Here is a 24604-nt window from a genome sequence, read left to right as displayed (position 1 = left end):
AGCGCTGATAAAACAATAACATAAAAAGATGGCACGCCGATTGCAGATAGCTATTCAGCAGGGCACCGCCCGATATAATGAACACTATTATGAGGATCCAATTATGGGTATTTTTTCTCGTTTCGCCGACATCGTGAACGCCAACATCAACTCGCTGCTGGAAAAGGCGGAAGATCCGCAGAAACTGGTGCGCCTGATGATTCAGGAAATGGAAGACACGCTGGTTGAAGTCCGCTCCACCTCCGCTCGCTCGCTGGCAGAGAAAAAGCAACTCACCCGCCGCATTGAACAAGCGACGGCTCAGCAGGCAGAATGGCAGGAAAAAGCGGAACTGGCGCTGCGTAAAGATAAAGACGATCTGGCTCGTGCCGCGCTGATTGAGAAGCAAAAGCTGACCGATCTGATTGCTACCCTGGAAGATGAGAGCACGCTGGTTGATGAAACCCTGGCCCGCATGAAAAAAGAGATTGGCGAGCTGGAAAATAAACTGAGCGAGACCCGTGCGCGCCAGCAGGCATTAACGCTGCGTCATCAGGCCGCAAGTTCATCACGCGACGTGCGCCGTCAACTGGACAGCGGTAAAATTGATGAAGCGATGGCCCGTTTTGAATCTTTCGAACGCCGTATTGATCACATGGAAGCCGAAGCGGAAAGTCATGGCTTTGGTAAACAGAGAACGCTGGATCAGCAGTTTGCCGATCTGCAAGCCGACGATGAAATTAGCGAGCAACTGGCGGCACTGAAAGCCAGAATGAAGCAGGATAATCAATAATTATTTGGCGGTGCCCGAGCGCACCGCCGCTCAATATCTGTAAGGAGTACACATGAGCACGCTTTTTCTTGCCATACCGTTGACCCTGTTCATTTTATTTATTCTGCCTGTCTGGCTGTGGCTGCATTATAACAACCGTTCGCGCAACGGTGCGTTATCAGCGAATGAGCAGCAGCAACTGCTCCAGCTTAACGATGAAGCCCAACGGATGCGGGAGCGTATTCAGGCGCTGGAAGCTATCCTTGATGCAGAACATCCTGAGTGGAGGAATCGCTAATGGCCGTCATCGATCTGAATAAAAAGCTGTGGCGACTTCCCCAGCAGGGCATGGTGAAGGGCGTCTGCGCCGGGATCGCGCACTACTTTGATGTGCCGGTGAAGCTGGTCCGCCTGATCACCGTATTAGCGATGGTTTTTGGGCTATTCTTCTTTGTGGTGGTGGCCTATATCATTATGGCTTTCATGCTGGATCCAATGCCAGAAGGGGAGATTAACGGTGAGCGGACCCCATCCAGTAGCGAATTACTGGCAGTGGTGGACCGTGAACTGGCGGATGGCGAAAAGCGTCTGCGCGAAATGGAACGCTATGTGACCTCGGATACCTTCTCACTTCGCAGTCGATTCCGTCAGCTTTAATGAACAGGAGCCTGACATGAACAGTAAGTGGCAGAAAGCCAGCACCCGCGTTAAACCCGGCCTAAAGATCGCCGGCAAGCTGGTGCTGCTCACCGCGCTGCGCTACGGTCCGGCAGGCGTGGCGGGGTGGGCGATTAAATCGGTTGCCCGCCGTCCGTTAAAAATGCTGCTGGCAGTGGCGCTTGAGCCGTTGCTGAACCACGCCGCAAAAAAAGTCTCCCGCCGTTACGCAAAGCGTCAAACCCCACGGTGACCCTTCCGGTCACCGTAACAACCCTTTCACATATTCCTCTCTGAATTTGCGGCAGCTCACAAATTACAAAATTACTGTGGTAAAAATCTTTTTTTAGCCTCGTATGGCTCATGCTCCGCATTGACAGCTAATTTTCACAGTAGTAGTCTCCCCTTCCGTGGGACCGCTACCATGGAAAAGTGAAATGAAGGAAAAAATTAATCAGTTGCTGAACGATGTTTACGCCGATGCATTTTCAGCGGCACATCGTGAAGCGTTATTTACCGCCATTGACCGCAGTAAATCATTAATTACTCAACAGCGTAAGCAGGGATGGGATGAAAGTGATGTGGTGTTAATCACCTATGCCGATCAGTTTCATCACGCTGAACAAAAACCGTTGGCAATATTTAATCAATTTTACCAGAAATGGTTTAAGTCCGTTTTCTCGCACGTTCATCTATTACCCTTCTGCCCGTGGTCATCAGACGACGGTTTCTCCGTGATTGACTATCATCGAGTTGCCCCGGAAAGTGGGGACTGGAATGATATCGCGGAATTAAAAAGACAAACAAAATTAATGTTTGATTTTGTCTGCAATCATATGTCGGCAAAAAGTGAATGGTTTAATAACTATTTACAGCAAAAACCGGGTTTCGAGAATTTCTTTATTGAGATGGATCCTGAGACGGATTTATCCGCGGTAACGCGCCCTCGCGCACTGCCACTGCTGACGCCTTTTACCCTGAGCGATGGCTCGGTACGTCACCTGTGGACCACCTTCAGCGAAGACCAGATCGATCTCAATTACGCCTGCCCGGAAGTGCTGCTGGCGATGGTGGACGTGCTGCTGCATTATCTGTTGCAGGGCGCGGACTATATCCGTCTTGATGCGGTTGGCTTTATGTGGAAAACGCCGGGCACCAGCTGCATTCATCTTGAAAAAACGCACCTGCTCATCAAACTATTCCGCGCTATCGCCGATGCTGTTGCGCCGGGAACGGTGATCATCACTGAAACCAATGTGCCGCATAAAGACAATATTTCTTATCTCGGCAATGGCAGTGATGAAGCGCATATGGTTTATCAGTTCTCTTTGCCGCCGCTGGTATTACACTCGGTACACAGTCAGGATGCTACCGCGCTGTGTCGCTGGGCGCAGAGCCTGACGCTGCCTTCTGATAAAACGACCTGGTTCAACTTCCTGGCCTCTCACGACGGGGTTGGCCTGAATCCGCTACGCGGGATTTTGCCGGAAGATGACATTCTGCAACTGGTCGACAAACTTCAGCAGCAAGGTGCGCTGGTTAACTGGAAAAATAACCCGGATGGCAGCCGCAGCCCTTACGAAATCAACGTGACCTATATGGACGCGCTGAGTCGTCAGGATGACAGCGACGATGAGCGCCTGGCCCGCTTTACGCTGGCGCACGCGATTTTACTGACCTTCCCTGGCGTACCGGCGGTATATATCCAGAGTATTATGGGGTCACGTAACGACTATGCGGGCGTAGAAAAACTGGGCTATAACCGCGCTATTAATCGCCAGAAATATGACGCAGCTGAAATAGAGCAGCAATTATCTGCGTCTGGCTCGCTGCGCAGCAGGGCTTACCATATCCTTTCTCAACTGATTGTGCTTCGCCGTCAGCATAAAGCATTTCACCCGGATAGCCAGTTTACTATTCAGACGCTCAATCCCAGCGTACTGCTAATTACCCGTACGGCTAATGATGGGGAAGAAATTACTGCTCTGTTTAATATTAGTGATAAAGAACAGCATGTCGATGCAAACGTACAGGGTGGTTTTGATTTAATTAATAAACATGCCGTTATGGATACGTCGGTAACACTGCGCCCGTGGCAGGTTACCTGGATCAAAAAACAATAAAGGAACGTCTTATGAATAAATCAAAAATAGCGCTGTTAGCAGCGCTGATTTCCTGTACGCTCATTTCAGGTTGCGATGATAATAATAAGCATAAAGTGGCCATTGAATTTATGCATTCTTCTGTTGAGCAGGAACGCCAGGCCGTTATTACCAAACTGATTGAACGCTTCGAGAAAGAGAACCCGGATATCACCGTTAAACAGGTTCCGGTAGAAGAAGACGCGTATAACACTAAAATTATCACCCTTGCACGTTCCGGATCGCTGCCGGAAGTGATCGAAACCAGCCATGACTATGCCAAAGTGATGGATAAAGAGCAGTTGATCGACCGCAAAGCCATTGGCGAAGCCATTAAAGCGGTGGGTGAAGATCAGTTCTATGACGGCGTTCTGCGTATTGTCCGCACCGAAGACGGCACCGCCTGGACCGGCGTGCCGATTAGCGCCTGGCTACAGGGCGTGTGGCATAAGAAAGATGCACTGGCGAAGGCGGGCATTGCTGAGCCTCATAACTGGCAGGACCTGCTGGCCGCGGCGCAAAAACTTAGCGATCCGGCACAGAAAAAATACGGTATCGCGCTACCTACCGCCGAAAGCGTAATGACAGAACAGGCATTCTCACAGTTTGCCCTGTCTAATCAGGCCAACGTGTTTGACGCCAGCGGCAACATCACCCTTAACACCCCAGAAATGGCGCAGTCACTGGCGTTTTATCGTGACCTGGCTGCGACCACCATGCCGGGTTCAAACGACGTCATGGAGATCAAAGACGCCTTCATGAACGGCTCCGCGCCGATGGCAATGTACTCCACCTACATCATCCCGGCGATATTCAAAGAGGGCGAACCTGCAAACCTCGGTTTCATGGTGCCGACCGAAAAATCCGCAGCCGTGTACGGCACGATCACCTCGCTGACCATCAGTAACGGCCAGACTGAGGACGAAACCGCCGCCGCCGAGAAATTTGTCGCCTTTATGGAGAAAGCGGATAACGCCGCCGACTGGGTCATGATGTCTCCCGGCGCGGCATTCCCGGCGACTAAAACCATCGTCAATACGCCGCAATGGAAAGATAACGAGGTCATTAAAGCCTTTGGCACACTGCCGAATGAACTGATCGCGCAGTACCCGCATATGCAGGTCTTTGGCGCGGTGGGCGACAAAAACTTTACCCGCATGGGCGATGTTACCGGGTCGGGCGTCGTCAGCTCCCTCGTGCATAACGTGACCGTAGGGCAAAAAGATTTGCAGCAAACCCTGACGGAAAGCCAGGCGAAGCTGGATGACCTGGTAAAACAACGTTAATGGCGAAAATGGAAAGTAGTATGAAAAGGTTGTTTTCGGGCCGTTCGGATATGCCTTTTGCCATGCTGCTACTGGCCCCCAGCTTATTATTGCTGGGCGGCCTGGTAGCCTGGCCGATGATATCCAATATAGAAATCAGTTTTTTACGTTTGCCGCTGAACCCGCGTATCAGCTCCACCTTTGTCGGGCTGGATAACTACATCCGCATTCTCGGCGATCCGGGATTCTGGCACTCGCTGTGGATGACCGTCTGGTATACCGCGCTGGTCGTTATTGGCAGTACGGCGCTGGGGCTGGGCGTAGCGATTTTCTTTAATCGCGAATTTCGCCTGCGTAAAACCGCGCGCTCGCTGGTGATTTTATCCTACGTGACGCCGTCAATTTCGCTGGTTTTCGCCTGGAAATATATGTTCAACAACGGCTACGGCATTGTGAACTACCTCGGCGTCGATTTGCTGCATCTCTACGATCAGGCACCACTGTGGTTTGACAACCCCGGCAGCAGCTTTGTGCTGGTGGTGCTGTTCGCCATCTGGCGTTATTTCCCGTACGCCTTTATCTCGTTCCTGGCGATTTTACAGACCATCGACAAGTCGCTGTATGAAGCGGCGGAGATGGACGGCGCGAGCGCCTGGCAGCGGTTTATGATCGTCACCCTCCCGGCCATTATGCCGGTGCTGGCGACGGTGGTGACGTTGCGTACCATCTGGATGTTCTACATGTTTGCCGATGTGTATCTGCTGACGACCAAAGTCGACATCCTCGGTGTTTATCTCTACAAAACGGCATTTGCCTTTAACGATCTTGGCAAGGCAGCGGCGATCTCCGTCGTGCTGTTCGTCATTATCTTTGCGGTCATATTGCTTACCAGGAAGCGGGTGAATCTCAATGGCAACAAATAAACGCACGCTGAGCCGTATTGGCTTTTACATCGGACTGGCGGTCTTTCTTATCATCACGCTGTTTCCGTTTTTCGTGATGCTGATGACCTCGTTTAAAGGTGCAAAAGAGGCGATCTCCCTGAGTCCGACGCTGTTACCGCAGCACTGGACGCTGGAGCACTATGTCGACATTTTTAACCCGCTGATTTTCCCGTTTGTGGACTACTTCCGTAACAGCATGGTGGTGTCGGTCGCATCCTCCGTCATTGCCGTTTTCCTTGGCACGCTGGGAGCCTATGCGCTATCCCGTCTGCGTTTCAAAGGACGGATGACCATCAACGCCAGCTTTTATACGGTGTACATGTTCTCGGGGATCCTGCTGGTGGTGCCGCTGTTCAAAATCATCACCGCGCTCGGGATTTATGACACCGAAATGGCACTGATCATCACTATGGTGACGCAGACGCTGCCAACGGCGGTCTTTATGCTGAAAAGCTACTTCGACACCATCCCGGATGAGATCGAAGAAGCGGCGATGATGGACGGCCTGAACCGCTTGCAGATTATCTTCCGTATTACCGTACCGCTGGCGATTTCTGGTCTGGTATCGGTGTTTGTGTACTGCTTCATGGTGGCGTGGAACGACTATCTTTTCGCGTCCATTTTCCTCTCCAGTTCCAGCAACTTTACGTTGCCGGTCGGCCTGAACACGCTATTCAGTACGCCGGACTATATCTGGGGACGAATGATGGCGGCATCGCTGGTCACCGCACTGCCGGTCGTGATCATGTACGCGCTTTCCGAACGTTTTATTAAGAGTGGTTTGACCGCTGGTGGCGTTAAAGGCTAAGGCGGCCTGTTTAATAAGGATATTGTAATGAAGAAGTTAGTAGCAACTGAACCGCGCGTAGCGGCCCTTGTTGAGTATGAAGACCGCGCTGTTGCGGCCAATGAAGTGAAAATCCGCGTGATGTTCGGCGCGCCGAAACACGGCACTGAAGTGGTGGACTTCCGTGCGGCCAGCCCGTTCATTGATGAAGACTTCAATGCGGAATGGCAGATGTTTATGCCTCGTCCGGAAGGGGCAGCACGCGGTATCGAGTTCGGTAAATTCCAGCTGGGTAACATGGTTGTCGGCAAGATTATCGAAAAAGGTGACGGCGTCACAGATTACGCCATTGGCGATTGTGTCTGTACCTATGGCCCGCTGTCTGAGACGGTGATCGTTAACGCGGTCAACAACTATAAGCTGCGCAAAATGCCGGAAGGCGCATCCTGGAAAAATGCGGTGTGCTACGACCCGGCGCAGTTTGCGATGAGCGGCGTGCGTGAAGGTAACGTCCGCGTAGGTGATTTTGTGGTGATCATTGGCCTGGGGGCGATTGGTCAAATTGCCGTCCAACTGGCGAAAAAAGCGGGCGCGTCCGTGGTCATTGGCGTCGATCCGATTGAACATCGCTGCGAGATCGCCCGCCGTCACGGCGCGGATTACTGCATGAGCCCCATCGGCACCGATGTCGGTATGGAAATCAAAAAAATCACCGGCAAGCAGGGCGCTGACGTCATCATCGAAACCAGCGGCTATCCGGATGCGCTGCAATCCGCGCTGCGCGGCCTGGCCTACGGCGGCACTATCTCCTACGTGGCCTTCGCCAAACCGTTTAGCGCAGGCTTTAACCTCGGCCGTGAAGCGCACTTCAACAACGCGAAAATCGTCTTCGCCCGCGCCTGTAGCGAACCGAACCCGGATTACCCGCGCTGGAACCGTAAGCGTATCGAAGAGACCTGCTGGGAACTGCTGATGAACGGTTATCTGGACTGCGAAGATCTGATCGAGCCGGTCGTGAGCTTTGCGACCAGTGCTGAGAGCTACATGAAGTATGTCGATCAGCATCCGGATCTAAGCATCAAAATGGGCGTGACGTTTTAAGGTTAAGGACAACAACAAATGAAAATCGGAACACAGAATCAGGCCTTCTTCCCGGAAAATATCCTGGAAAAATTCCGCTATATCAAAGCAATGGGTTTTGACGGCTTTGAAATCGACGGCAAACTGCTGGTCAACAATATCGAAGAAGTCAAAGCAGCGATCAAAGAAACCGGTCTGCCGGTCACTACCGCCTGCGGCGGCTACGACGGCTGGATCGGCGACTTCATCGAAGAGCGTCGCCTGAACGGCTTACAGCAGATCGAACGCATTCTGGAAGCGCTGAGCGACGTCGGCGGTAAAGGCATTATCGTACCTGCCGCCTGGGGAATGTTTACCTTCCGTCTGCCGCCAATGGTGTCACCGCGCAGCCTCGAAGGCGACCGCAAAATGGTCAGCGATTCGCTGCGCGTGCTGGATAAGGTAGCGGCCCGTACCGGCACTACCGTTTATCTGGAGCCGCTGAACCGCTACCAGGATCATATGATCAACACCCTGGCCGACGCGCGCCGCTACATTGTGGAAAACGACCTGAAACACACGCAGATCATCGGCGATTTCTACCATATGAACATCGAAGAAGATGATATGGCAAAAGCGCTGCACGATAACCGCGATTTGCTGGGTCATGTGCATATCGCCGATAACCATCGCTACCAGCCGGGTACCGGTACGCTGAATTTCAAACAGCTGTTCGACCAGCTGCGCAGCGACAATTATCAGGGCTACGTGGTCTATGAAGGGCGCGTGCGGGCGGAAGATCCGGCCGAAGCGTATCGTCAGTCTCTCGCCTGGCTGCGTAACTGCTAAGAGGTCACACGTGAAGAGTACAACGAAAACTTCTCCGCTGCGCGTCGCCATTATTGGTGCCGGGCAGGTAGCGGATAAAGTTCACGCCTCGTACTACTGCACCCGTGACGATCTGGAACTGGTGGCTGTCGCAGACAGCCGCCTTTCCCAGGCGCAGGCGCTGGCAGAGAAATACGGTAATGCCCAGGCCTGGGACGATCCCGAGGCTATGCTGCGTGAAGTTCGCCCGGATATCGTCAGCATCTGCTCGCTCAACCGTTTTCATCATGAACACGTGATGCTGGCGCTGGCGGCAGGCTGTCATGTGATGTGTGAAAAACCGCCGGCCATGACGCCAGAGCAGGCGGAAGAGATGTGCCAGGCGGCGCGTCGGGCGGGCAAAGTGCTGGCCTATGATTTTCATCACCGTTTTGCTGAGGATGCGCAGCTTCTGCGGCAGCAGGTGATGGACGGTACGCTGGGCGAAATTTACGTCACCAATGCCAAAGCGTTGCGCCGCTGCGGCGTGCCAGGCTGGGGCGTCTTCACCAATAAAGAACTTCAGGGCGGCGGACCGCTGATCGATCTTGGCGTTCATATGCTGGATGCGGCGATGTACGTGCTGGGTTTCCCGGCGGTGAAAAGCGTGACGGCCCACAGCTATCAAAAAATTGGCACCCGTAAAAACAATGGTCAGTTTGGTGAATGGGATCCTTCGACGTATACGGTGGAAGATGCGCTGTTCGGCACCATTGAATTTCACAACGGCGGCATCTTACGCCTTGAAACCTCTTTTGCGCTCAATATTCCGGAACAGTCGATCATGAACGTCTCTTTTTGCGGCGATCAGGCCGGTGCGACGCTGTTCCCGATGCATATTTACGACGATTGCAACGGCGAGTTACGTACGCTGTTCAGGCGTGAACAGGCTGACGATCGCCGTCACTTCCGCAGTATGGACGCCTTCGTCCGCCATGTGCAGGGCGAGCCGGTCACCATCGCAGATGCTGAACAGGGACGCATCATTCAGCAACTGGTGGCCGCATTGTATCAGGCCGCCGAAACAGGGAAATGTGTAGAGTTATGATGGACGCCACAACGCTCAACGAACCGGTTTTTAGCCCGCACAGCCTGAATAAATACGCGTCTCTGATGACGTCAGGCAATGGCTACATGGGAGTCCGGGCAACGCATGAAGAGGATTACACGGTACAGACGCGCGGGATGTATCTTGCGGGGCTGTATCACCGGGCGGGTAAGGGTGAAACCAATGAACTGGTTAATCTGCCGGACGTGGTCGGCGTGCAGATTGAACTGAACGGCACGCCTTTCTCGCTGCTCAGCGGGCATATTGAAGAGTGGCACCGCGAGCTGAATTTTGCCACCGGTGAGCTTCATCGTTCAGTCGTATGGCAGGCACCGTGCGGTGCGCATTTTGCTATCGAAAGCCGGCGTTTTGCGTCTGCCGCGCAGCCGCAACTGCTCGCGCTGCGGTTAACCATTACGCCGCTGGATACGGCAGCCAGTATCTCGCTCAGCACCGGTATTGACGCAACACAAACCAACACCGGACGCCAGCATCTTGATGAAACCCAGGTTCGGGTCTTCGGCCAGCACACCCTACAGGGCGTGTATACCACCCAGGACGGCGCGGCGGATGTGGTTATCTCATCGTTCTGCCATGTCAGCGGCGAGGCGCAAAGCAACGTTACGGCGAAGAACCGCCGTCTGCTGCAAAACAGCTCGCTCAGGGTGGCGGCAGGTGAAAGCGTTACGCTTGAGAAATTAAACTGGATAGCCTGGTCTGACGATAGTAACCGTGACACAGAGACCGTGTGTCGACAAAACCTGGAGGCGCTTAGCGAATGCGCTTCGCGGGGATATGACAACCTTTGCAATGCCTCGAAAAGTGCCTGGCGTAGTTTCTGGCAGCGTAGCCGCGTTGAAATCGAGGGCTGCGATCCCCGCGATCAGCAGGCGCTTGATTACGCGCTCTATCATCTGCATATCATGACGCCGGAACATGACGAGCGCAGCAGCATTGCGGCGAAAGCGCTGACTGGTGAGGGCTACAAAGGGCATGTTTTCTGGGATACCGAAGTATTCCTTCTGCCTTTTCACCTGTTTACCGCACCTGCCATTGCCCGCCAGTTGCTGCGCTACCGTTGGCATAATTTGCCCGGCGCGCGTGAAAAAGCACGGCGTAACGGCTGGCAGGGCGCGCTGTTCCCCTGGGAAAGCGCCCGCCGCGGTGAGGAAGAAACGCCGGAATTTGCCGCGATCAATATTCGCACCGGCGTGCGTCAAAAAGTGGCCTCTGCGCTGGCAGAACATCATCTGGTGGCAGACATCGCCTGGGCGGTGATCGCTTACTGGCAGGCTACTGGTGACGAAAGTTTTATGGCGCACGAAGGGGTGGATTTGCTGATTGAGACGGCAACGTTCTGGATTAGCCGGGCCACAGAGTGCAACGGTCGCCTGGAAATCCACGATGTCATTGGCCCGGACGAATATACCGAGCACGTCAACAACAACGCCTACACCAACTACATGGCGCATGATAACGTCGCGCAGGCGGTCCATTTTGCCCGCCATTTCGCGCGGGGAGATGAGGCGTTCTATGCCAGCGCCACCCGGTTTTTACAGCGTCTGTGGTTACCTGAATGCGATGAAAATGGCGTGCTGGCTCAGGATGATACGTTCCTGGCGAAACCGGCTATCGATCTCACGCAGTATAAGTTGAAAGCCGGTAAGCAGACGATTTTGCTGGATTACTCCCGCGCCGAAGTCAATGAGATGCAGATCCTCAAGCAGGCCGATGTGGTCATGCTGAATTATATGCTGCCTGACCGCTTTACCCACCGCGAGTGTCTGGCAAACCTGGCGTTCTATGAACCCCGCACCATTCATGACTCCTCATTAAGTAAAGCGATTCACGGGATTGTGGCAGCGCGCTGTGGGGATGTGCATCAGGCGTATCAGTTCTGGCGCGACGGTATTGACATCGACCTGGGTGACGAACCGCACAGCAGCGATGACGGAATTCATGCTGCGGCAACCGGCGCAATCTGGCTGGGGGCGATTCAGGGTTTTGCCGGGCTGAGTCTGCATCAGGGGGGGTTAAAGCTCGCGCCGCGCCTGCCGGCCCACTGGCAAAAAATGACCTTCCCGCTGCACTGGCAGGGCGTAGCGATGCGCTGCACGCTGACGCAGCAGCACATCACCGTTGAAGCGCCGGCATCCGTCAGCTTCTGGCTGTACGGCCAGTACGTCACCGTGGAAGGTGACGCCACCTTTGCGTTAAGCGACTTTATTTTATCTGCGGCTGGGACCGCGACCACGGAGGGGCTATGAATCCTGAGGCCGTAATTTTTGATTTGGACGGCGTCATTACCGACACCGCACATCTGCATTTTCATGCCTGGCGGCAGGTCGCCAGTGAGATTGGTATCGAGATTGACGAGGCGTTTAACAATACCCTGAAGGGCATCAGCCGTGGCGAATCGCTGCGTCGTATTCTGCACTTCGGCGGGCGCGAAGCGGATTTTTCTCAGGCACAGCGTGACGAACTGGCGACGCGTAAAAACAGCATTTATGTCGAGTCGCTTAACCAGCTTACGGCGCAATCTATCCTGCCGGGCATTCATGACCTGCTGCTGGAACTTAAGCAGCGCGGGATCCCAACCGGGCTGGCTTCGGTATCGCTGAATGCCCCCACCATTCTGAACATGCTGGGCATTACGGATCTGTTTACGTTCTGTGCCGATGCCGGAAAGATCGCCCGCTCAAAACCCGATCCGGAGATTTTTCTCGCGGCCTGTCATGGGTTAGGCGTCTCTGCACAACAGTGCATCGGCATCGAGGATGCTCAGGCGGGAATCGACGCTATCAATGCCTGCGGGATGCGCTCCATCGGTATTGGTGCGGATTTGCAGCATGCCGGGCTTCGACTTCTCTCAACCGATCAACTGACGTGGCCGTGCTTATCGGCATTCTGGCAACGCGCAAAATAAGGAAATTACGATGGCACAACTTTCGTTACGGCATATCCAAAAAATCTACGACAACCAGGTTCATGTGGTTAAAGACTTTAATCTGGAGATTGAGGATAAAGAATTTATCGTTTTCGTCGGGCCGTCAGGCTGCGGTAAATCAACCACCCTGCGCATGATTGCCGGTCTGGAAGAGATTAGCGCGGGCGATCTGATGATCGACGGCGTGCGGATGAACGATGTCCCGGCCAAAGCGCGTAACATCGCAATGGTCTTTCAAAACTACGCTCTGTATCCGCATATGACCGTGTACGACAACATGGCGTTCGGTCTGAAAATGCAGAAAATCGATGCCAAAGTCATCGACGAGCGCGTGAACTGGGCCGCCACTGTGCTGGGCCTGCGTGATTACCTGAAGCGTAAACCCGGCGCACTCTCCGGCGGGCAGCGTCAGCGCGTGGCACTGGGCCGTGCCATTGTCCGCGAAGCGGGCGTTTTTTTGATGGATGAACCGCTGTCGAACCTGGATGCCAAACTGCGCGTTCAGATGCGGGCAGAGATTAGCAAGCTGCATCAAAAACTGAATACCACCATGATTTACGTGACCCACGATCAAACCGAAGCCATGACCATGGCAACGAGGATTGTGATCCTGAAAGACGGTATCGTTCAGCAGGTTGGGGCACCGAAAACGGTTTATAACCAGCCAGCCAATATGTTTGTCGCCGGATTCATTGGCTCACCGGCCATGAACTTTATCCGTGGTGCGATTGACGGCAATATGTTTGTGACGGAAACGCTTAAATTAACGATTCCAGAAGATAAGTTGGCTATTTTACAAAAACAGGGATATGAACATAAAGCCATTGTAATGGGGATTCGCCCGGAAGATATTCTGCCTGAAAACCGTCCGGATAATTGTATTGCAGCAAAAATTAGTGTTGCCGAATTAACTGGCGCTGAATTTATGCTTTATACCACTGTCGGGGGGCATGAGTTAGTCGTCCGTGCCGGAGCCGTTAATGATTATTATGCCGGAGAGAATATTAATATTTATTTTGATATGAGTAAATGTCATTTCTTTGATACTGAGAGTGAAGTAGCAATTCGATAATTTTTTGCGCCGGGAAGTTATTCCCGGTTTTACCTCTATTCTACAAGGATTTTAAATTATGAGTACCCTATTGAAAGGTGCAGCCCTGGCAATGTGCGCAGGTATAACCTGTGCCCACGCGGCAGAAAATAATGACTGGCATTTTAATGTTGGCGCAATGTACGAAAGTGAAAACGTTGAAGGCCAGAGCGACGATATGGATGGACTGTTTGAGCCATCTATTTATTTTAATGCTGCAAACGGCCCGTGGCGTATTGCCGTGGCCTATTATCAGGAAGGCCCGGTAGATTATAGTGCAGGCAAGCGCGGTACCTGGTTTGACCGTCCTGAACTGGAAGTACACTATCAGTTTCTTGAAGGCGATGATTTCAGCTTTGGTTTAACCGGTGGTTTTCGTAATTACGGCTACCATTATGTGAACGAAGACGCGGATACCGCCAATATGCAGCGCTGGAAAGTCGCGCCGGACTGGGACGTGAAACTGACAGATGACCTGCGCTTCAGCGGATGGTTTGCCATGTATCAGTTTGTTAACGACCTGAACACTACCGGCTATTCCGACAGCCGTGTGGAAACCGAAACCGGTCTGAACTATACCTTCAATGAAACCGTCGGCCTGACGGTAAACTACTACCTTGAACGTGGTTTCAATCTTGCCGAGAACCGTAATAACGGGGAGTTTTCCACCCAGGAGATCCGCGCCTACTTGCCTGTTTCTTTAGGCAATACGACACTGACGCCTTATACACGTCTGGGACTGGATCGCTGGTCAAACTGGGACTGGCGGGACGATCCGGAACGTGAAGGACATAATTTCGACCGTCTTGGTATGCTCTATGCCTACGACTTCCAGAATGGCCTATCCATGACCCTTGAATATGCCTATGAATGGGAAAACCACGACGAAGGTGAGCGCGATCGCTTCCACTATGTCGGTGTAGGCGTGAACTACGCGTTCTGATAATACATATGCCCGGCGATTAGTTTTGCCGGGCATTACTCAGGCGAGTGATGCGGTAAGAGAGATTTGCGTTTCAACCGTAATTGCCTGCGGGCTGGCTTTGCCGGCAATCCGCTTAAACAGCAAATCACAACTCTGTTCTCCCAGTTCGCGGGTAGGCACATCGATCCCACCCGGCGACGGTGTCAGCATAAAAGAAAGCATCTCATTACTGTAACCCACCACCGCAAGCTGCTGCGGAATGCTAATATTTCTCTCCGCGGCCACGCGATATAAACTCATTATTTTAATGCTGTCGGTAGCGAATACCGCATCGGGCAATTGCGGCTGACTTAATAATATTCTTGCCGCCTCCAGCGCGCTTTCATTGGTATAGCCGCCATCAATAATCCACTGCGGATGCAGCGGGTAATGATGGTTTTCCAGACTGCGTTTATATCCATTAAGGCGATCGATAGATACGTGATAATCCAGCGGCGCATGCAGGCAGGCGATATTTTTATGCCCGCGCTGTATTAAGGCGTCGGTCAGGGCGACGCTGTCGCGAAAGTTATCGGTATCCACGGAATAAACGTGCTCATATTGCCCCTCTACCTTCCCGATGACCACCACTGGAATACTGTATTTATCCAGGCGGGCAAAAAAGGATTCATCAGCTGGTGAACTGAGCATAATAATGCCTTTGATCATCTTCTGCTTAATTTTACTTTCGCATTTCTGTAAATCGTCTTCAGAACTGTGCGAGGTCTGTAAAATAACGTCAAATCCTTCGACTTCTGCCTTTGCCGTGATAGCGTGAAGCACTTCTGAAAAGAAAGGGTTGCCTGCCGTGGTTTTCGCCGAACGGGTTGAAATAACCATGATCGCGTCAAAACCCGAGGAGGTCAGCGCCCGTGCCAGTTTATTCGGCTGATAGTTTAATTGTTCGATGGCTTGCAGGACTTTTTCCCGCGCTTCGGGGGAGATATTAGTCTGCTTATTCAATACGCGGGAAACCGTCGATTTCGACACGCCGGATACGCGGGCAATATCATAAATAGTGGGTGACATACTTCCAGACTGCTCCGTCATAGCGTCTAAATTATGACTATCTTACTGGAGATGTGTCTGATTACAACAACAGCGGTTGGATTATCAACAACCTGACCCCATTTTGTATACTCAGGATAAACCGCCCGGCGGCAGCGGCAGCGACAGAGATAAAGGGAAGGGGATGAAGCGACTTAAAAACGAATTAAATGCGCTAATGAATCGTGGTGTGGACAGGCACCTGCGGCTGGCGGTCACTGGCCTGAGCCGCAGCGGGAAAACCGCGTTCATTACCTCAATGGTCAATCAGCTTCTGAATCTCCATGCCGGGGCACGGCTGCCGCTGCTGAGCGCGGCGCGTGAGGAGCGGTTGTTAGGCGTCAAACGCGTACCGCAGCGCGATTTCGGCGTGCCCCGTTTTACCTATGATGAGGGGCTGGCCCAGCTCTACGCCTCGCCGCCGACATGGCCAACGGCAACCCGTGGCGTTAGCGAGATCAATCTTGCGTTGCGCTTTCGCTCAAACGATTCGCTGCTGCGTCACTTCAGGGAAACCTCAACGCTCTATCTGGAAATCGTCGATTATCCCGGAGAATGGCTGCTCGACCTGCCGATGCTGGCGCAGGACTATCTGAGCTGGTCCCGGCAGATGACCGGCCTGTTACAGGGGCAGCGCGCGGAATGGTCTACAAAATGGCGCGAATGTTGTCAGGATCTTGATCCGCTGGCCCCCGCCGATGAAAACCGGCTGGCGGAGATCGCCGCCGCCTGGACCGCGTATTTGCACCAGTGCAAAAAAGAGGGGCTGCATTTTATCCAGCCTGGACGCTTCGTGCTGCCCGGCGATATGGCCGGTGCGCCCGCGCTACAGTTTTTCCCGTGGCCGAACGTTGATGACATCGGCGAATCCACGCTGGCGCAGGCGGGACGACAGACGAATGCCGGTATGTTGCGCGAACGGTTTAATTATTATTGCGAGAAGGTGGTCAAAGGCTTTTACAAAGAGTACTTCCTGCGCTTTGACCGGCAGATCGTGCTGGTGGACTGCCTGCAACCGCTCAATAGCGGCCCGCAGGCGTTTAACGATATGCGCCTGGCGCTGACGCAATTGATGCAGAGTTTCCATTACGGCCAGCGCACGCTGTTCCGCCGCCTTTTTTCGCCGGTCATTGATAAACTGCTGTTCGCGGCCACCAAAGCCGATCACGTGACCCTCGATCAGCACGCCAATATGGTCTCGCTGCTGCAACAGTTGATTCAGGACGCGTGGCAGAATGCGGCCTTTGAAGGCATCGCGATGGACTGTCTGGGACTGGCGTCGGTGCAGGCGACGCAAAGCGGGGTGATCGACGTTGAGGGCGAAAAAGTGCCTGCGCTGCGGGGTCATCGTCTTGATGATGGGGCACCGCTGACGGTCTATCCGGGTGAGGTTCCCGCCCGGCTACCGGGGCAGGCATTCTGGCAACAGCAGGGGTTTCAATTTGAAGCGTTTCGCCCGCCGGTAGTGGATGTCGATAAACCGTTACCGCATATCCGCATTGACGCGGCGCTGGAATTTTTAATTGGGGATAAATTGCGATGACTGAACCACTCAAACCGCGTATCGATTTCGCTGGCCCGCTGGATGCCGAACGGGAAGAGTCGTTCAGGGCGTCCCGCCACTTCAGCGAACTCGACTCACAAACGTTTGCCCCGGCAGTGACGGACGATCCGCTCACGGAAGAGGGGCCAGCGGAAGCCGCCGTGGCGGCGGCGCTGCGGCCAAAACGCAGTCTGTGGCGCAAAATGGTGATGGCGGGCCTGACGCTGTTTGGCGTCAGCGTTGTCGGACAGGGCGTACAGTGGGCGATGAACGCCTAGCACACGCAGGACTGGGTGGCGCTCGGTGGCTGTGCCGCCGGTGCGCTGATCGTCGGCGCGGGCGTCGGCTCCGTCGCGACCGAATGGCGACGCTTGTGGCGTCTGCGGCAACGGGCGCACGAGCGTGACGAGGCGCGTGAATTGCTTACCAGTCACGGGACGGGCAAAGGCCGCGCGTTTTGTGAAGCGCTGGCGCGTCAGGCGGGCATCGACCAGTCGCACCCTGCGTTACAGCGCTGGTACGCCGCGATCCACGAAACGCAGAACGACCGCGAGATCGTCAGTTTGTATGCCCATCTGGTGCAGCCAGTGCTGGATGCGCAGGCGCGGCGTGAAATCAGCCGCTCGGCGGCAGAATCTACCTTGATGATTGCCGTCAGCCCGCTGGCGCTGGTGGATATGGCGTTTATTGCCTGGCGTAACCTGCGCCTTATCAACCGTATCGCCACCCTCTACGGCATCGAGCTGGGGTATTACAGTCGCCTGCGTCTGTTCCGCCTGGTGTTGCTGAACATCGCTTTTGCCGGGGCCAGTGAACTGGTGCGGGAGGTGGGAATGGACTGGATGTCTCAGGATCTTGCCGCCCGGCTGTCAACCCGGGCCGCGCAGGGTATTGGTGCAGGTTTGTTAACCGCCCGGCTGGGCATCAAGGCGATGGAGCTGTGCCGTCCATTGCCTTGGATAGACGGTGATAAGCCGCGTCTGGGCGATTTTCGTCGTCAGCTTGTCGGTCAGCTGAAAGAGACGCTCCAGCGCAATAAAACGCCGGGCGACCGCTCACAATAAGCACATAATTGCGCTCATTCGCGTAACTTTTCCACTAAGCTGTCAATATTTGTTGACAGCTATCTTCCCGATTGCCTGCGGGTAGCTTATTATTCTTATCATCGTTGACTGTTCAGGGAAAAATCCCATGCGTCTTGAAGTCTTTTGTGAAGATCGTCTCGGTCTGGCTCGCGAATTGCTCGATCTGCTGGTGTTACGCGGCATCGATTTGCGCGGCATTGAGATCGATCCCGTTGGGCGTATTTACCTTAATTTCTCCGAGCTGGAGTTTGACTCTTTCAGCCGACTGATGGCGGAGATCCGCCGCATCGCCGGAGTGACCGATGTCCGCACCGTGCCGTGGATGCCCTCAGAGCGGGAACATCTGGCGCTCAGCGCGCTGCTGGAAGCGATGCCCGATCCAATGCTGTCGCTGGATACCAAAAGCAAAATTGAGCTGGCTAACCCGGCCTGTTGTCAGCTGCTGGGGCAGAGTCAGGAGCGGTTGCGCAATCATAATATTGGTCAACTGATTGGCGATTTTAACTTCCTGCGCTGGCTGGAAAATAAACCCACCGACTCTCATACCGAACATGTGGTGGTGAACGGGCAAAATTTCCTGCTGGAGATCACCCCGGTCTTTCTCGACGGGGAAGATGCCCAGCCGCTGCTGACCGGCGCAGTGGTGATGCTACGCTCTACCGTGCGGATGGGCCGTCAGTTGCAGAATGTCAGCGCTCAGGACGTCAGCGCCTTCAGCCAGATTGTCGCCGTCAGCCCGAAAATGCGCCATGTGGTTGAGCAGGCGCGCAAACTGGCGATGCTGACCGCGCCGCTGTTAATTGTTGGCGACACCGGTACCGGAAAAGATCTCATTGCTCACGCCTGTCACCAGGCCAGCCCGCGCGCTGCGAAACCTTATCTGGCACTCAACTGCGCCTCGATCCCTGAAGATGCGGTGGAGAGCGAATTATTCGGCCATGCGCCGGAAGGCAAGAAAGGCTTTTTCGAGCAGGCTAACGGCGGCTCGGTGCTGCTGGATGAGATTGGTGAGATGTCGCCGCGTATGCAGGTAAAACTGCTGCGGTTCCTCAATGACGGCACCTTCCGCCGGGTTGGGGAAGATCATGAAATTCACGTCGATGTGCGGGTGATTTGCGCCACGCAAAAAAATCTTCAGGAACTGGTGCAAAAGGGGCTGTTCCGTGAGGATTTGTACTACCGCCTGAATGTCCTGACCCTGAACCTGCCGCCGCTGCGCGAAAGAGCGCAGGATATCATGCCGCTGACCGAGCTATTTGTCGCCCGCTTTGCCGATGAGCAGGGTCTTGCCCGGCCAAAACTCGCCGCCGATGTCAGCGGGGTCTTAACCCGCTACGCCTGGCCCGGCAACGTGCGCCAGTTGAAGAATGCCATTTATCGCGCGTTAACCCAGCTTGAGGGTTATGAACTGCGCTCGCAGGATATTTTGTTACCGACCACCGATGTCCAGATTGAATTGCCGGGTGAAGAGGCGATGGAGGGCACTCTTGACGATATCACCAGCCGCTTTGAACGTTCTATTCTCATCCAGCTTTACCAAAGCTATCCGAGCACCCGTAAGCTGGCGAAGCGCCTTGGCGTCTCGCATACCGCGATTGCCAACAAACTGCGTGAATATGGGCTGAGCCAGAAAAAAGGCGAAGAGTAAAAATTAAAGGCCCATATTCGTTATGGGCCTTTTTTCATGAACGCGACGCTTAGGCTTTCAGCGTTGCCAGCGCAGCGGCGTAGTCAGGCTCAGTAGTGATCTCATTCACCAGCTGGCTGAAGACGACGTTATCGTGTTCATCAATGACGACCACGGCACGGGCAGCAAGCCCTTTCAGTGCACCTTCCTCAATACCGACACCGTAATTCTGCAAAAACTCAGGATTACGCAGGGTGGAGAGGGTGACCACATTGCTCAGACCTTCCGCACCGCAGAAACGCGAATGGGCGAAAGGCAGATCCGCAGAAATACACAGGACCACGGTGTTATTCACTTCGGTCGCAAGTTGGTTAAACTTACGCACAGAAGCGGCACAAACGCCGGTATCAATACTTGGAAAAATGTTCAACACTTTGCGTTTACCCGCGTACTGGGCGAGCGTGACATCGGAGAGATCTTTAGCAACCAGTGTGAAAGGCTGAGCCGGAGTGCCAGCCTCAGGAATAGCGCCGGAAACGGCGACCGGATTGCCCTGGAAATGCACGAGTTGTGACATAATTTTCTTCCTGTTTACATATAATTAACGCCAACGCTAGTGTATGACATCAGTAGTTAACACAGCAAACGCTTTTAGCGAGGATCAGTAATGAGAAGCCTGAGAGTTTATGAGGAAGCCTGGCCGCTACATACGCCGTTTGTTATCGCCAGAGGCAGCCGCAGTGAAGCGAAAGTCGTGGTGGTTGAAATTGAAGACGAGGGCGTGAAAGGCGTCGGCGAATGCACACCGTATCCTCGCTATGGTGAAAGTATTGCCTCGGTAATGGCGCAGATCATGACGGTCCATGAACAGCTTGAGGCGGGCGCGACGGCGCAGCAAATCCAGCACATGCTGCCTGCTGGCGCGGCCCGTAATGCGGTTGACTGTGCGCTGTGGGATTTGGCCGCACGCAAAGCGGGGCAAACGCTTGGCGGTTATCTGAACGTCGCGCTACCGCAACAGGTTTTGACGGCGCAAACGGTGGTCATTGGTGCGCCGGAGCAGATGGCCGCCAGCGCCTCAACGCTGTGGCAAAAGGGGGCGCGTTTGCTGAAAATTAAAATGGACGATCATCTGATCAGCGAACGTATAGTGGCTATCCGTGCCGCTGTACCGGAGGCGACGCTGATTGTCGATGCCAACGAATCCTGGAGTAGTGAGGGGCTCGCCGCCCGCTGTCAACTGCTGGCCGACCTGGGCGTCGCGATGCTGGAACAGCCGCTGCCCGCCGAAGAAGACGAGTCGCTGGCGAACTTCATCCACCCGCTGCCGATTTGCGCCGATGAGAGTTGTCATACCCGCGCCAGTCTGAGCGGGCTATCCGGCCGCTATGAGATGGTCAATATCAAACTGGATAAAACCGGTGGCCTGACCGAGGCGCTGGCGCTGGCGCAGGAGGCCCGCGAGCAGGGGTTTGAGTTAATGCTGGGCTGTATGCTATGCACCTCGCGCGCCATCACCGCCGCGCTGCCGCTGGTCAATCAGGTACGTTTTGCCGATCTGGATGGCCCCACCTGGCTTGCCGCCGACGTGGAGCCGTCATTGCACTTTACCACCGGTGAACTTCACCTCTGAGGTTGCCAGCGCAGCAAGCCCGTCATGGCTGACAAATATTTCTCGCTGGCTTCATCGCTGGAGATCGGCGGGAATTCGGCGGTAATGCAGGGCAGATTAATATCCGCACACCAGCTACCGAATGAGCCTGGTGTGTCATATCCCACGCTGCCCACCAGCGGCAGGGAAAACGCCTCCGCCAGCCATTCTCCGAGGGCCGAATGGGCCGGGTCCTCAATACAGGCCAGCGGATCGTGAAAGGAAACCACCCACGCAGGGTGGATCTGCTGGATCAACTGGCAAAGCGCCCGGGTTTCCGGTTCCGAACCCGGCGCGTCGCCGGTCAGCAGGACCACATCGCGCTGCGGGGCTGCGCTGTTCCAGCGATAGACCGTTTCGCCCGCCTTCCAGTTGGCCGCCGGGAAATTGCGGTTAAGATCGACCCCGTTAGCGTTTGCCCGTAACCCGAGCTGGCAGCCATCAGGATTGACGGTCAATACCACGTGATGACGCCGCAATTCAGGGGCCAGAGTGCGCAGCGCACAGGAGAGGGTGACGATAGACGCGTTTTCATCACCGTGCGTTCCGGCAATAATTAATCCGCTGTCGCGCTCGGCCAGCGGTGCAGGAAACCAGAGTAGCGGTGCGCCAAGTAATGAGCGTCCATAGTGCAATGTACCGGGCGGAAACGCGCCACGCTCGGTACGGGGGCGAGTTATTGTCATCATTCACCTCGAACAATCCATTTGCTTTCACAGTATAGTAATTTGCGGCAACGTCAATTTCCTGACATAAGTCGTTTGCATTTCTATTAAGCAAAACAAATAATTAATTCATTCTGTTTTCAATTGCCGGGGAAGCTCATGAAGTATCCTGTTTCGTTGACCTGCTGTGCGCTGTGTTTTAGTTCGCTTTCATCTTTTTCATTTGCTGCGGAGATCCCGCCTGGCACGGTGCTGGCTGAGAAACAGGAACTGGTGCGCCATATTAAAGATGAGCCTGCTACGCTGGATCCGGCAAAAGCCGTTGGCCTGCCGGAAATACAGGTTATCCGCGATCTGTTTGAAGGTCTGGTCAATCAAAATGCCAAAGGGGAGATTGTTCCCGGCGTCGCGAGTAAATGGCAGTCCAGCGATAATCGGGTCTGGACATTTACCTTGCGTGATAATGCGCAGTGGTCGGATGGTACGCCGGTAACGGCGCAGGATTTTGTCTACAGCTGGCAGCGGCTGGTCGATCCTAAAACGCTGTCTCCCTTTGCCTGGTTTGCCGCGCTGGCAGGAATTAACAACGCGCAGGCGATTATCGACGGCAAAATGACGCCGGATAAACTGGGTGTGAGCGCTGTCGATGCCCATACGTTCCGCGTTCAGCTGGATAAACCGCTTCCGTGGTTTACGAGTCTTACCGCCAGTTTTGCGTTTTATCCGGTGCAGAAAGCCAATGCCGAAAGCGGCAAAGAGTGGACCCGCCCCGGCAAACTCATCGGTAACGGCGCGTATGTGCTAAAAGATCGGGTGGTTAATGAGAAACTGGTGGTTGAGCCAAATAGCCACTATTGGGATAACGCCAATACCGTTCTCAAGAAAGTCACTTTTATGCCGATTAACCAGGAATCAGCGGCCACTAAACGCTATCTGGCAGGCGGCATTGATATTACAGAGTCCTTCCCGAAAAACCTGTATCAAAAGCTGCTTAAGGATATTCCAGGCCAGGTTTATACCCCGCCGCAGTTAGGCACCTATTATTACGCCTTTAATACCGAGAAAGGACCGACTGCCGATGCGCGGGTTCGTCTGGCCCTGAGTATGACGATTGACCGTCGTTTGATTGCGGAGAAAGTGCTGGGTACTGGTGAGAAACCGGCATGGCATTTTACCCCAGACGTCACGGCAGGCTTCACGCCGCAAAAAACGCAGTTTGAAGAGATGAGCCAGGCGGAACGTAATGCGCAGGCGAAAACGTTGCTTCAGGCGGCAGGCTACGGCACGGATCGTCCGCTTAAGCTGACGCTGCTCTATAACACCTCTGAGAACCACCAGAAAATTGCGATTGCCGTGGCATCGATGTGGAAGAAAAATCTCGGCGTAGACGTTAAGCTGCAAAATCAGGAATGGAAAACCTATATTGACTCGCGTAACACCGGCAATTTTGATGTGATCCGCGCATCGTGGGTAGGGGATTACAACGAACCTTCCACCTTTTTATCGCTGTTGACCTCAACGCATAGCGGAAATATCGCCCGCTTCAAAAACCCGGCTTACGATAAAATTATCAAACAGGCGGCGCTTGAAACCACGGTGGCCGCGAGAAATGCCGATTACAACGCCGCTGAGCATATCATCGCGGAGCAGGCCCCGATTGCCCCCATTTACCAGTACACCAATGGACGATTGATTAAACCGTGGCTGAAAGGTTATCCCATCAATAACCCGGAAGATGTCGCCTATAGCCGGACGATGTATATCATCAAGCACTAAAACCATCCCGCCTCCTCAACGCTGGTGCCTTTACGCACCAGCGTACCGCTCTCAGTAATCCCGTTGCGCGATCCTGGTCTCTGTAGCCAATAACCGCTTGTTGCAGTCGCACCAAAAATTCATAATCGAGCATAAACTCACTTTTATTTTTGTATATTGGTCATAAAACATCATAATCGAGCATGTGGGTTGTTTTGGTCGCCGCGCTGATGCTCGTGGTTTTACTGTTCAGTAGGGGATGGCACAAAAAATATGAAATTACGTGAAGAGGGTTAAGATGAAAATTGCACATATTGCATTATGGACGCAGGATCTGGAGCAACAGGCGCGCTTCTGGGGCGAGTTTTTCGGCGGCGACATTAACGAGAAATATTGCAGTAAAACTAATCACGGCTTTGAATCTTATTTCGTGACGATCAACAACACGATTGCCGTTGAGTTAATGACCAAACCCGGACTCACTCGGGTCACGCCAGATAATAACAGGACCGGATGGGTTCACCTGGCGATTTCACTTGGCAGTCAGCAGGCAGTAGATGCTATGGCAAGGCGGGCAGAAGCGCAGGGCATTCTGGTCTCGCAGCCGCGCACGACAGGGGATGGCTATTACGAGGCGGTGATAAGCGATCCGGATGGCAATTTAATTGAGATAGTTGAATAAACGTTCAGCCCCCGACAGGCGGGGGCTGA

At 53.9% G+C, this 24604-nt stretch carries 23 protein-coding genes and 1 pseudogene; 21 read left to right on the top strand and 3 right to left on the bottom strand.

Translation table 11 applies throughout. The features are described 5' to 3' along the window. The first annotated feature begins 103 nt into the window (after positions 1-103). From pspA to INT84_RS21590, 15 genes are all read left to right on the top strand, one after another. The gene (gene pspA / locus INT84_RS21660; protein WP_176918153.1) at positions 104-772 is read left to right on the top strand and encodes a phage shock protein PspA; all 669 of its coding nucleotides are present in this window, start codon (positions 104-106) and stop codon (positions 770-772) included. A 52-nt stretch (positions 773-824) separates the two neighbouring features. Beyond that, complete coding sequence (pspB, locus tag INT84_RS21655; RefSeq protein ID WP_176918152.1) at positions 825-1049, top strand: envelope stress response membrane protein PspB; 225 nt, start codon at positions 825-827, stop codon at positions 1047-1049. Further along, positions 1049-1408, top strand: a complete 360-nt coding sequence (pspC, locus tag INT84_RS21650) for an envelope stress response membrane protein PspC (protein ID WP_194208412.1) — start codon at positions 1049-1051, stop codon at positions 1406-1408. Before pspB ends, pspC begins: the two co-directional genes overlap by 1 nt. Positions 1409-1424: 16 nt before the next feature. Continuing rightward, on the top strand, positions 1425-1661 hold the full coding sequence (gene pspD, locus INT84_RS21645; protein WP_194208411.1) for a phage shock protein PspD: 237 nt from the start codon (positions 1425-1427) through the stop codon (positions 1659-1661). Between the two features lie 157 nt (positions 1662-1818). Beyond that, positions 1819-3531, top strand: a complete 1713-nt coding sequence (locus tag INT84_RS21640) for a sugar phosphorylase (RefSeq protein ID WP_370529696.1) — start codon at positions 1819-1821, stop codon at positions 3529-3531. An 11-nt stretch (positions 3532-3542) separates the two neighbouring features. Continuing rightward, on the top strand, positions 3543-4835 hold the full coding sequence (locus INT84_RS21635) for an ABC transporter substrate-binding protein (protein WP_194208409.1): 1293 nt from the start codon (positions 3543-3545) through the stop codon (positions 4833-4835). A 20-nt stretch (positions 4836-4855) separates the two neighbouring features. Beyond that, a complete protein-coding gene (locus INT84_RS21630) occupies positions 4856-5737 on the top strand; it encodes a carbohydrate ABC transporter permease (RefSeq protein WP_194208408.1) in 882 nt (293 codons plus the stop codon). After that, complete coding sequence (locus INT84_RS21625; protein ID WP_194208407.1) at positions 5724-6566, top strand: carbohydrate ABC transporter permease; 843 nt, start codon at positions 5724-5726, stop codon at positions 6564-6566. Before INT84_RS21630 ends, INT84_RS21625 begins: the two co-directional genes overlap by 14 nt. Before the next feature lie 27 nt (positions 6567-6593). Further along, positions 6594-7646 carry a zinc-binding alcohol dehydrogenase gene (locus tag INT84_RS21620; protein WP_194208406.1) on the top strand — a complete coding sequence of 351 codons (1053 nt, stop codon included), beginning with the start codon at positions 6594-6596 and terminating at the stop codon, positions 7644-7646. A gap of 18 nt (positions 7647-7664) precedes the next feature. Further along, positions 7665-8453, top strand: a complete 789-nt coding sequence (locus INT84_RS21615) for a sugar phosphate isomerase/epimerase (protein ID WP_194208405.1) — start codon at positions 7665-7667, stop codon at positions 8451-8453. A 10-nt stretch (positions 8454-8463) separates the two neighbouring features. Further along, positions 8464-9519: a Gfo/Idh/MocA family protein gene (locus tag INT84_RS21610; RefSeq protein ID WP_194208404.1), complete on the top strand. Its 1056-nt coding sequence runs from the start codon at positions 8464-8466 to the stop codon at positions 9517-9519. Next, the gene (locus INT84_RS21605) at positions 9516-11786 is read left to right on the top strand and encodes a glycoside hydrolase family 65 protein (protein WP_194208403.1); all 2271 of its coding nucleotides are present in this window, start codon (positions 9516-9518) and stop codon (positions 11784-11786) included. Before INT84_RS21610 ends, INT84_RS21605 begins: the two co-directional genes overlap by 4 nt. Then, positions 11783-12445, top strand: a complete 663-nt coding sequence (gene pgmB / locus INT84_RS21600; RefSeq protein ID WP_194208402.1) for a beta-phosphoglucomutase — start codon at positions 11783-11785, stop codon at positions 12443-12445. The genes INT84_RS21605 and pgmB overlap by 4 nt, the downstream gene beginning before the upstream one ends. A gap of 10 nt (positions 12446-12455) precedes the next feature. After that, positions 12456-13538, top strand: a complete 1083-nt coding sequence (locus tag INT84_RS21595) for an ABC transporter ATP-binding protein (RefSeq protein WP_194208401.1) — start codon at positions 12456-12458, stop codon at positions 13536-13538. Positions 13539-13596: 58 nt separating this feature from the next. After that, the gene (locus INT84_RS21590; RefSeq protein WP_194208400.1) at positions 13597-14499 is read left to right on the top strand and encodes an OmpG family monomeric porin; all 903 of its coding nucleotides are present in this window, start codon (positions 13597-13599) and stop codon (positions 14497-14499) included. 39 nt (positions 14500-14538) lie between these two features. Here the strand turns inward: INT84_RS21590 and INT84_RS21585 are convergent, their stop codons facing one another. Then, entirely contained in the window at positions 14539-15549 is a 1011-nt protein-coding gene (locus INT84_RS21585; RefSeq protein ID WP_194208399.1) for a LacI family DNA-binding transcriptional regulator, read from the bottom strand. A 163-nt stretch (positions 15550-15712) separates the two neighbouring features. Here INT84_RS21585 and INT84_RS21580 point away from each other — a divergent pair, with 163 nt between their 5' ends. The 3 genes and pseudogenes from INT84_RS21580 to tyrR all read left to right on the top strand — a co-directional run bounded on the left by INT84_RS21580 (position 15713) and on the right by tyrR (position 19843). Further along, positions 15713-17110 (top strand): YcjX family protein, encoded by a 1398-nt coding sequence (locus INT84_RS21580; RefSeq protein ID WP_194208398.1) that lies wholly within the window; start codon positions 15713-15715, stop codon positions 17108-17110. Next, positions 17107-18174 (top strand): annotated as a pseudogene (locus tag INT84_RS21575) (TIGR01620 family protein). Before INT84_RS21580 ends, INT84_RS21575 begins: the two are co-directional and overlap by 4 nt. A 127-nt stretch (positions 18175-18301) precedes the next feature. Further along, entirely contained in the window at positions 18302-19843 is a 1542-nt protein-coding gene (gene tyrR, locus INT84_RS21570; protein WP_194208397.1) for a transcriptional regulator TyrR, read from the top strand. 49 nt (positions 19844-19892) lie between these two features. Here the strand turns inward: tyrR and tpx are convergent, their stop codons facing one another. Beyond that, positions 19893-20399 carry a thiol peroxidase gene (gene tpx / locus INT84_RS21565; protein WP_176918135.1) on the bottom strand — a complete coding sequence of 169 codons (507 nt, stop codon included), beginning with the start codon at positions 20397-20399 and terminating at the stop codon, positions 19893-19895. 90 nt (positions 20400-20489) lie between these two features. Here tpx and ycjG point away from each other — a divergent pair, with 90 nt between their 5' ends. Beyond that, positions 20490-21455, top strand: a complete 966-nt coding sequence (gene ycjG, locus INT84_RS21560; protein ID WP_194208396.1) for an L-Ala-D/L-Glu epimerase — start codon at positions 20490-20492, stop codon at positions 21453-21455. On the opposite strand, the gene mpaA is transcribed toward ycjG, so the two are convergent. Next, positions 21446-22159 (bottom strand): murein tripeptide amidase MpaA, encoded by a 714-nt coding sequence (mpaA, locus tag INT84_RS21555; protein ID WP_194208512.1) that lies wholly within the window; start codon positions 22157-22159, stop codon positions 21446-21448. The genes ycjG and mpaA overlap by 10 nt on opposite strands. A 138-nt stretch (positions 22160-22297) precedes the next feature. On the opposite strand from mpaA, the gene INT84_RS21550 reads away from it, so the two are divergent. Beyond that, complete coding sequence (locus INT84_RS21550) at positions 22298-23914, top strand: ABC transporter substrate-binding protein (protein ID WP_194208395.1); 1617 nt, start codon at positions 22298-22300, stop codon at positions 23912-23914. Positions 23915-24191: 277 nt separating this feature from the next. Further along, the gene (locus INT84_RS21545) at positions 24192-24575 is read left to right on the top strand and encodes a VOC family protein (RefSeq protein WP_194208394.1); all 384 of its coding nucleotides are present in this window, start codon (positions 24192-24194) and stop codon (positions 24573-24575) included. Positions 24576-24604 lie beyond the last annotated feature (29 nt).

Origin of the sequence: Superficieibacter sp. 1612_C1, assembly GCF_015234305.1 — a bacterium.
Taxonomy (GTDB): domain Bacteria; phylum Pseudomonadota; class Gammaproteobacteria; order Enterobacterales; family Enterobacteriaceae; genus Superficieibacter.
Note: the sequence above shows the minus strand (reverse complement) of the source record. Positions and strands in the feature narration are given on the sequence as shown.

What these genes read in the sequence shown, in the direction of transcription:
- INT84_RS21605 (WP_194208403.1), top strand. Translation starts at nt 9,516, where the DNA reads ATGATGGACGCCACAACGCTCAACGAACCGGTTTTTAGCCCGCACAGC.
- pspC (WP_194208412.1), top strand. Translation starts at nt 1,049, where the DNA reads ATGGCCGTCATCGATCTGAATAAAAAGCTGTGGCGACTTCCCCAGCAG.
- pspD (WP_194208411.1), top strand. Translation starts at nt 1,425, where the DNA reads ATGAACAGTAAGTGGCAGAAAGCCAGCACCCGCGTTAAACCCGGCCTA.
- INT84_RS21635 (WP_194208409.1), top strand. Translation starts at nt 3,543, where the DNA reads ATGAATAAATCAAAAATAGCGCTGTTAGCAGCGCTGATTTCCTGTACG.
- mpaA (WP_194208512.1), bottom strand. Translation starts at nt 22,159, where the DNA reads ATGACAATAACTCGCCCCCGTACCGAGCGTGGCGCGTTTCCGCCCGGT.
- INT84_RS21580 (WP_194208398.1), top strand. Translation starts at nt 15,713, where the DNA reads ATGAAGCGACTTAAAAACGAATTAAATGCGCTAATGAATCGTGGTGTG.
- pgmB (WP_194208402.1), top strand. Translation starts at nt 11,783, where the DNA reads ATGAATCCTGAGGCCGTAATTTTTGATTTGGACGGCGTCATTACCGAC.
- INT84_RS21545 (WP_194208394.1), top strand. Translation starts at nt 24,192, where the DNA reads ATGAAAATTGCACATATTGCATTATGGACGCAGGATCTGGAGCAACAG.
- INT84_RS21625 (WP_194208407.1), top strand. Translation starts at nt 5,724, where the DNA reads ATGGCAACAAATAAACGCACGCTGAGCCGTATTGGCTTTTACATCGGA.
- pspB (WP_176918152.1), top strand. Translation starts at nt 825, where the DNA reads ATGAGCACGCTTTTTCTTGCCATACCGTTGACCCTGTTCATTTTATTT.
- tyrR (WP_194208397.1), top strand. Translation starts at nt 18,302, where the DNA reads ATGCGTCTTGAAGTCTTTTGTGAAGATCGTCTCGGTCTGGCTCGCGAA.
- INT84_RS21590 (WP_194208400.1), top strand. Translation starts at nt 13,597, where the DNA reads ATGAGTACCCTATTGAAAGGTGCAGCCCTGGCAATGTGCGCAGGTATA.
- INT84_RS21595 (WP_194208401.1), top strand. Translation starts at nt 12,456, where the DNA reads ATGGCACAACTTTCGTTACGGCATATCCAAAAAATCTACGACAACCAG.
- tpx (WP_176918135.1), bottom strand. Translation starts at nt 20,399, where the DNA reads ATGTCACAACTCGTGCATTTCCAGGGCAATCCGGTCGCCGTTTCCGGC.
- pspA (WP_176918153.1), top strand. Translation starts at nt 104, where the DNA reads ATGGGTATTTTTTCTCGTTTCGCCGACATCGTGAACGCCAACATCAAC.
- ycjG (WP_194208396.1), top strand. Translation starts at nt 20,490, where the DNA reads ATGAGAAGCCTGAGAGTTTATGAGGAAGCCTGGCCGCTACATACGCCG.
- INT84_RS21630 (WP_194208408.1), top strand. Translation starts at nt 4,856, where the DNA reads ATGAAAAGGTTGTTTTCGGGCCGTTCGGATATGCCTTTTGCCATGCTG.
- INT84_RS21615 (WP_194208405.1), top strand. Translation starts at nt 7,665, where the DNA reads ATGAAAATCGGAACACAGAATCAGGCCTTCTTCCCGGAAAATATCCTG.
- INT84_RS21550 (WP_194208395.1), top strand. Translation starts at nt 22,298, where the DNA reads ATGAAGTATCCTGTTTCGTTGACCTGCTGTGCGCTGTGTTTTAGTTCG.
- INT84_RS21585 (WP_194208399.1), bottom strand. Translation starts at nt 15,549, where the DNA reads ATGTCACCCACTATTTATGATATTGCCCGCGTATCCGGCGTGTCGAAA.
- INT84_RS21620 (WP_194208406.1), top strand. Translation starts at nt 6,594, where the DNA reads ATGAAGAAGTTAGTAGCAACTGAACCGCGCGTAGCGGCCCTTGTTGAG.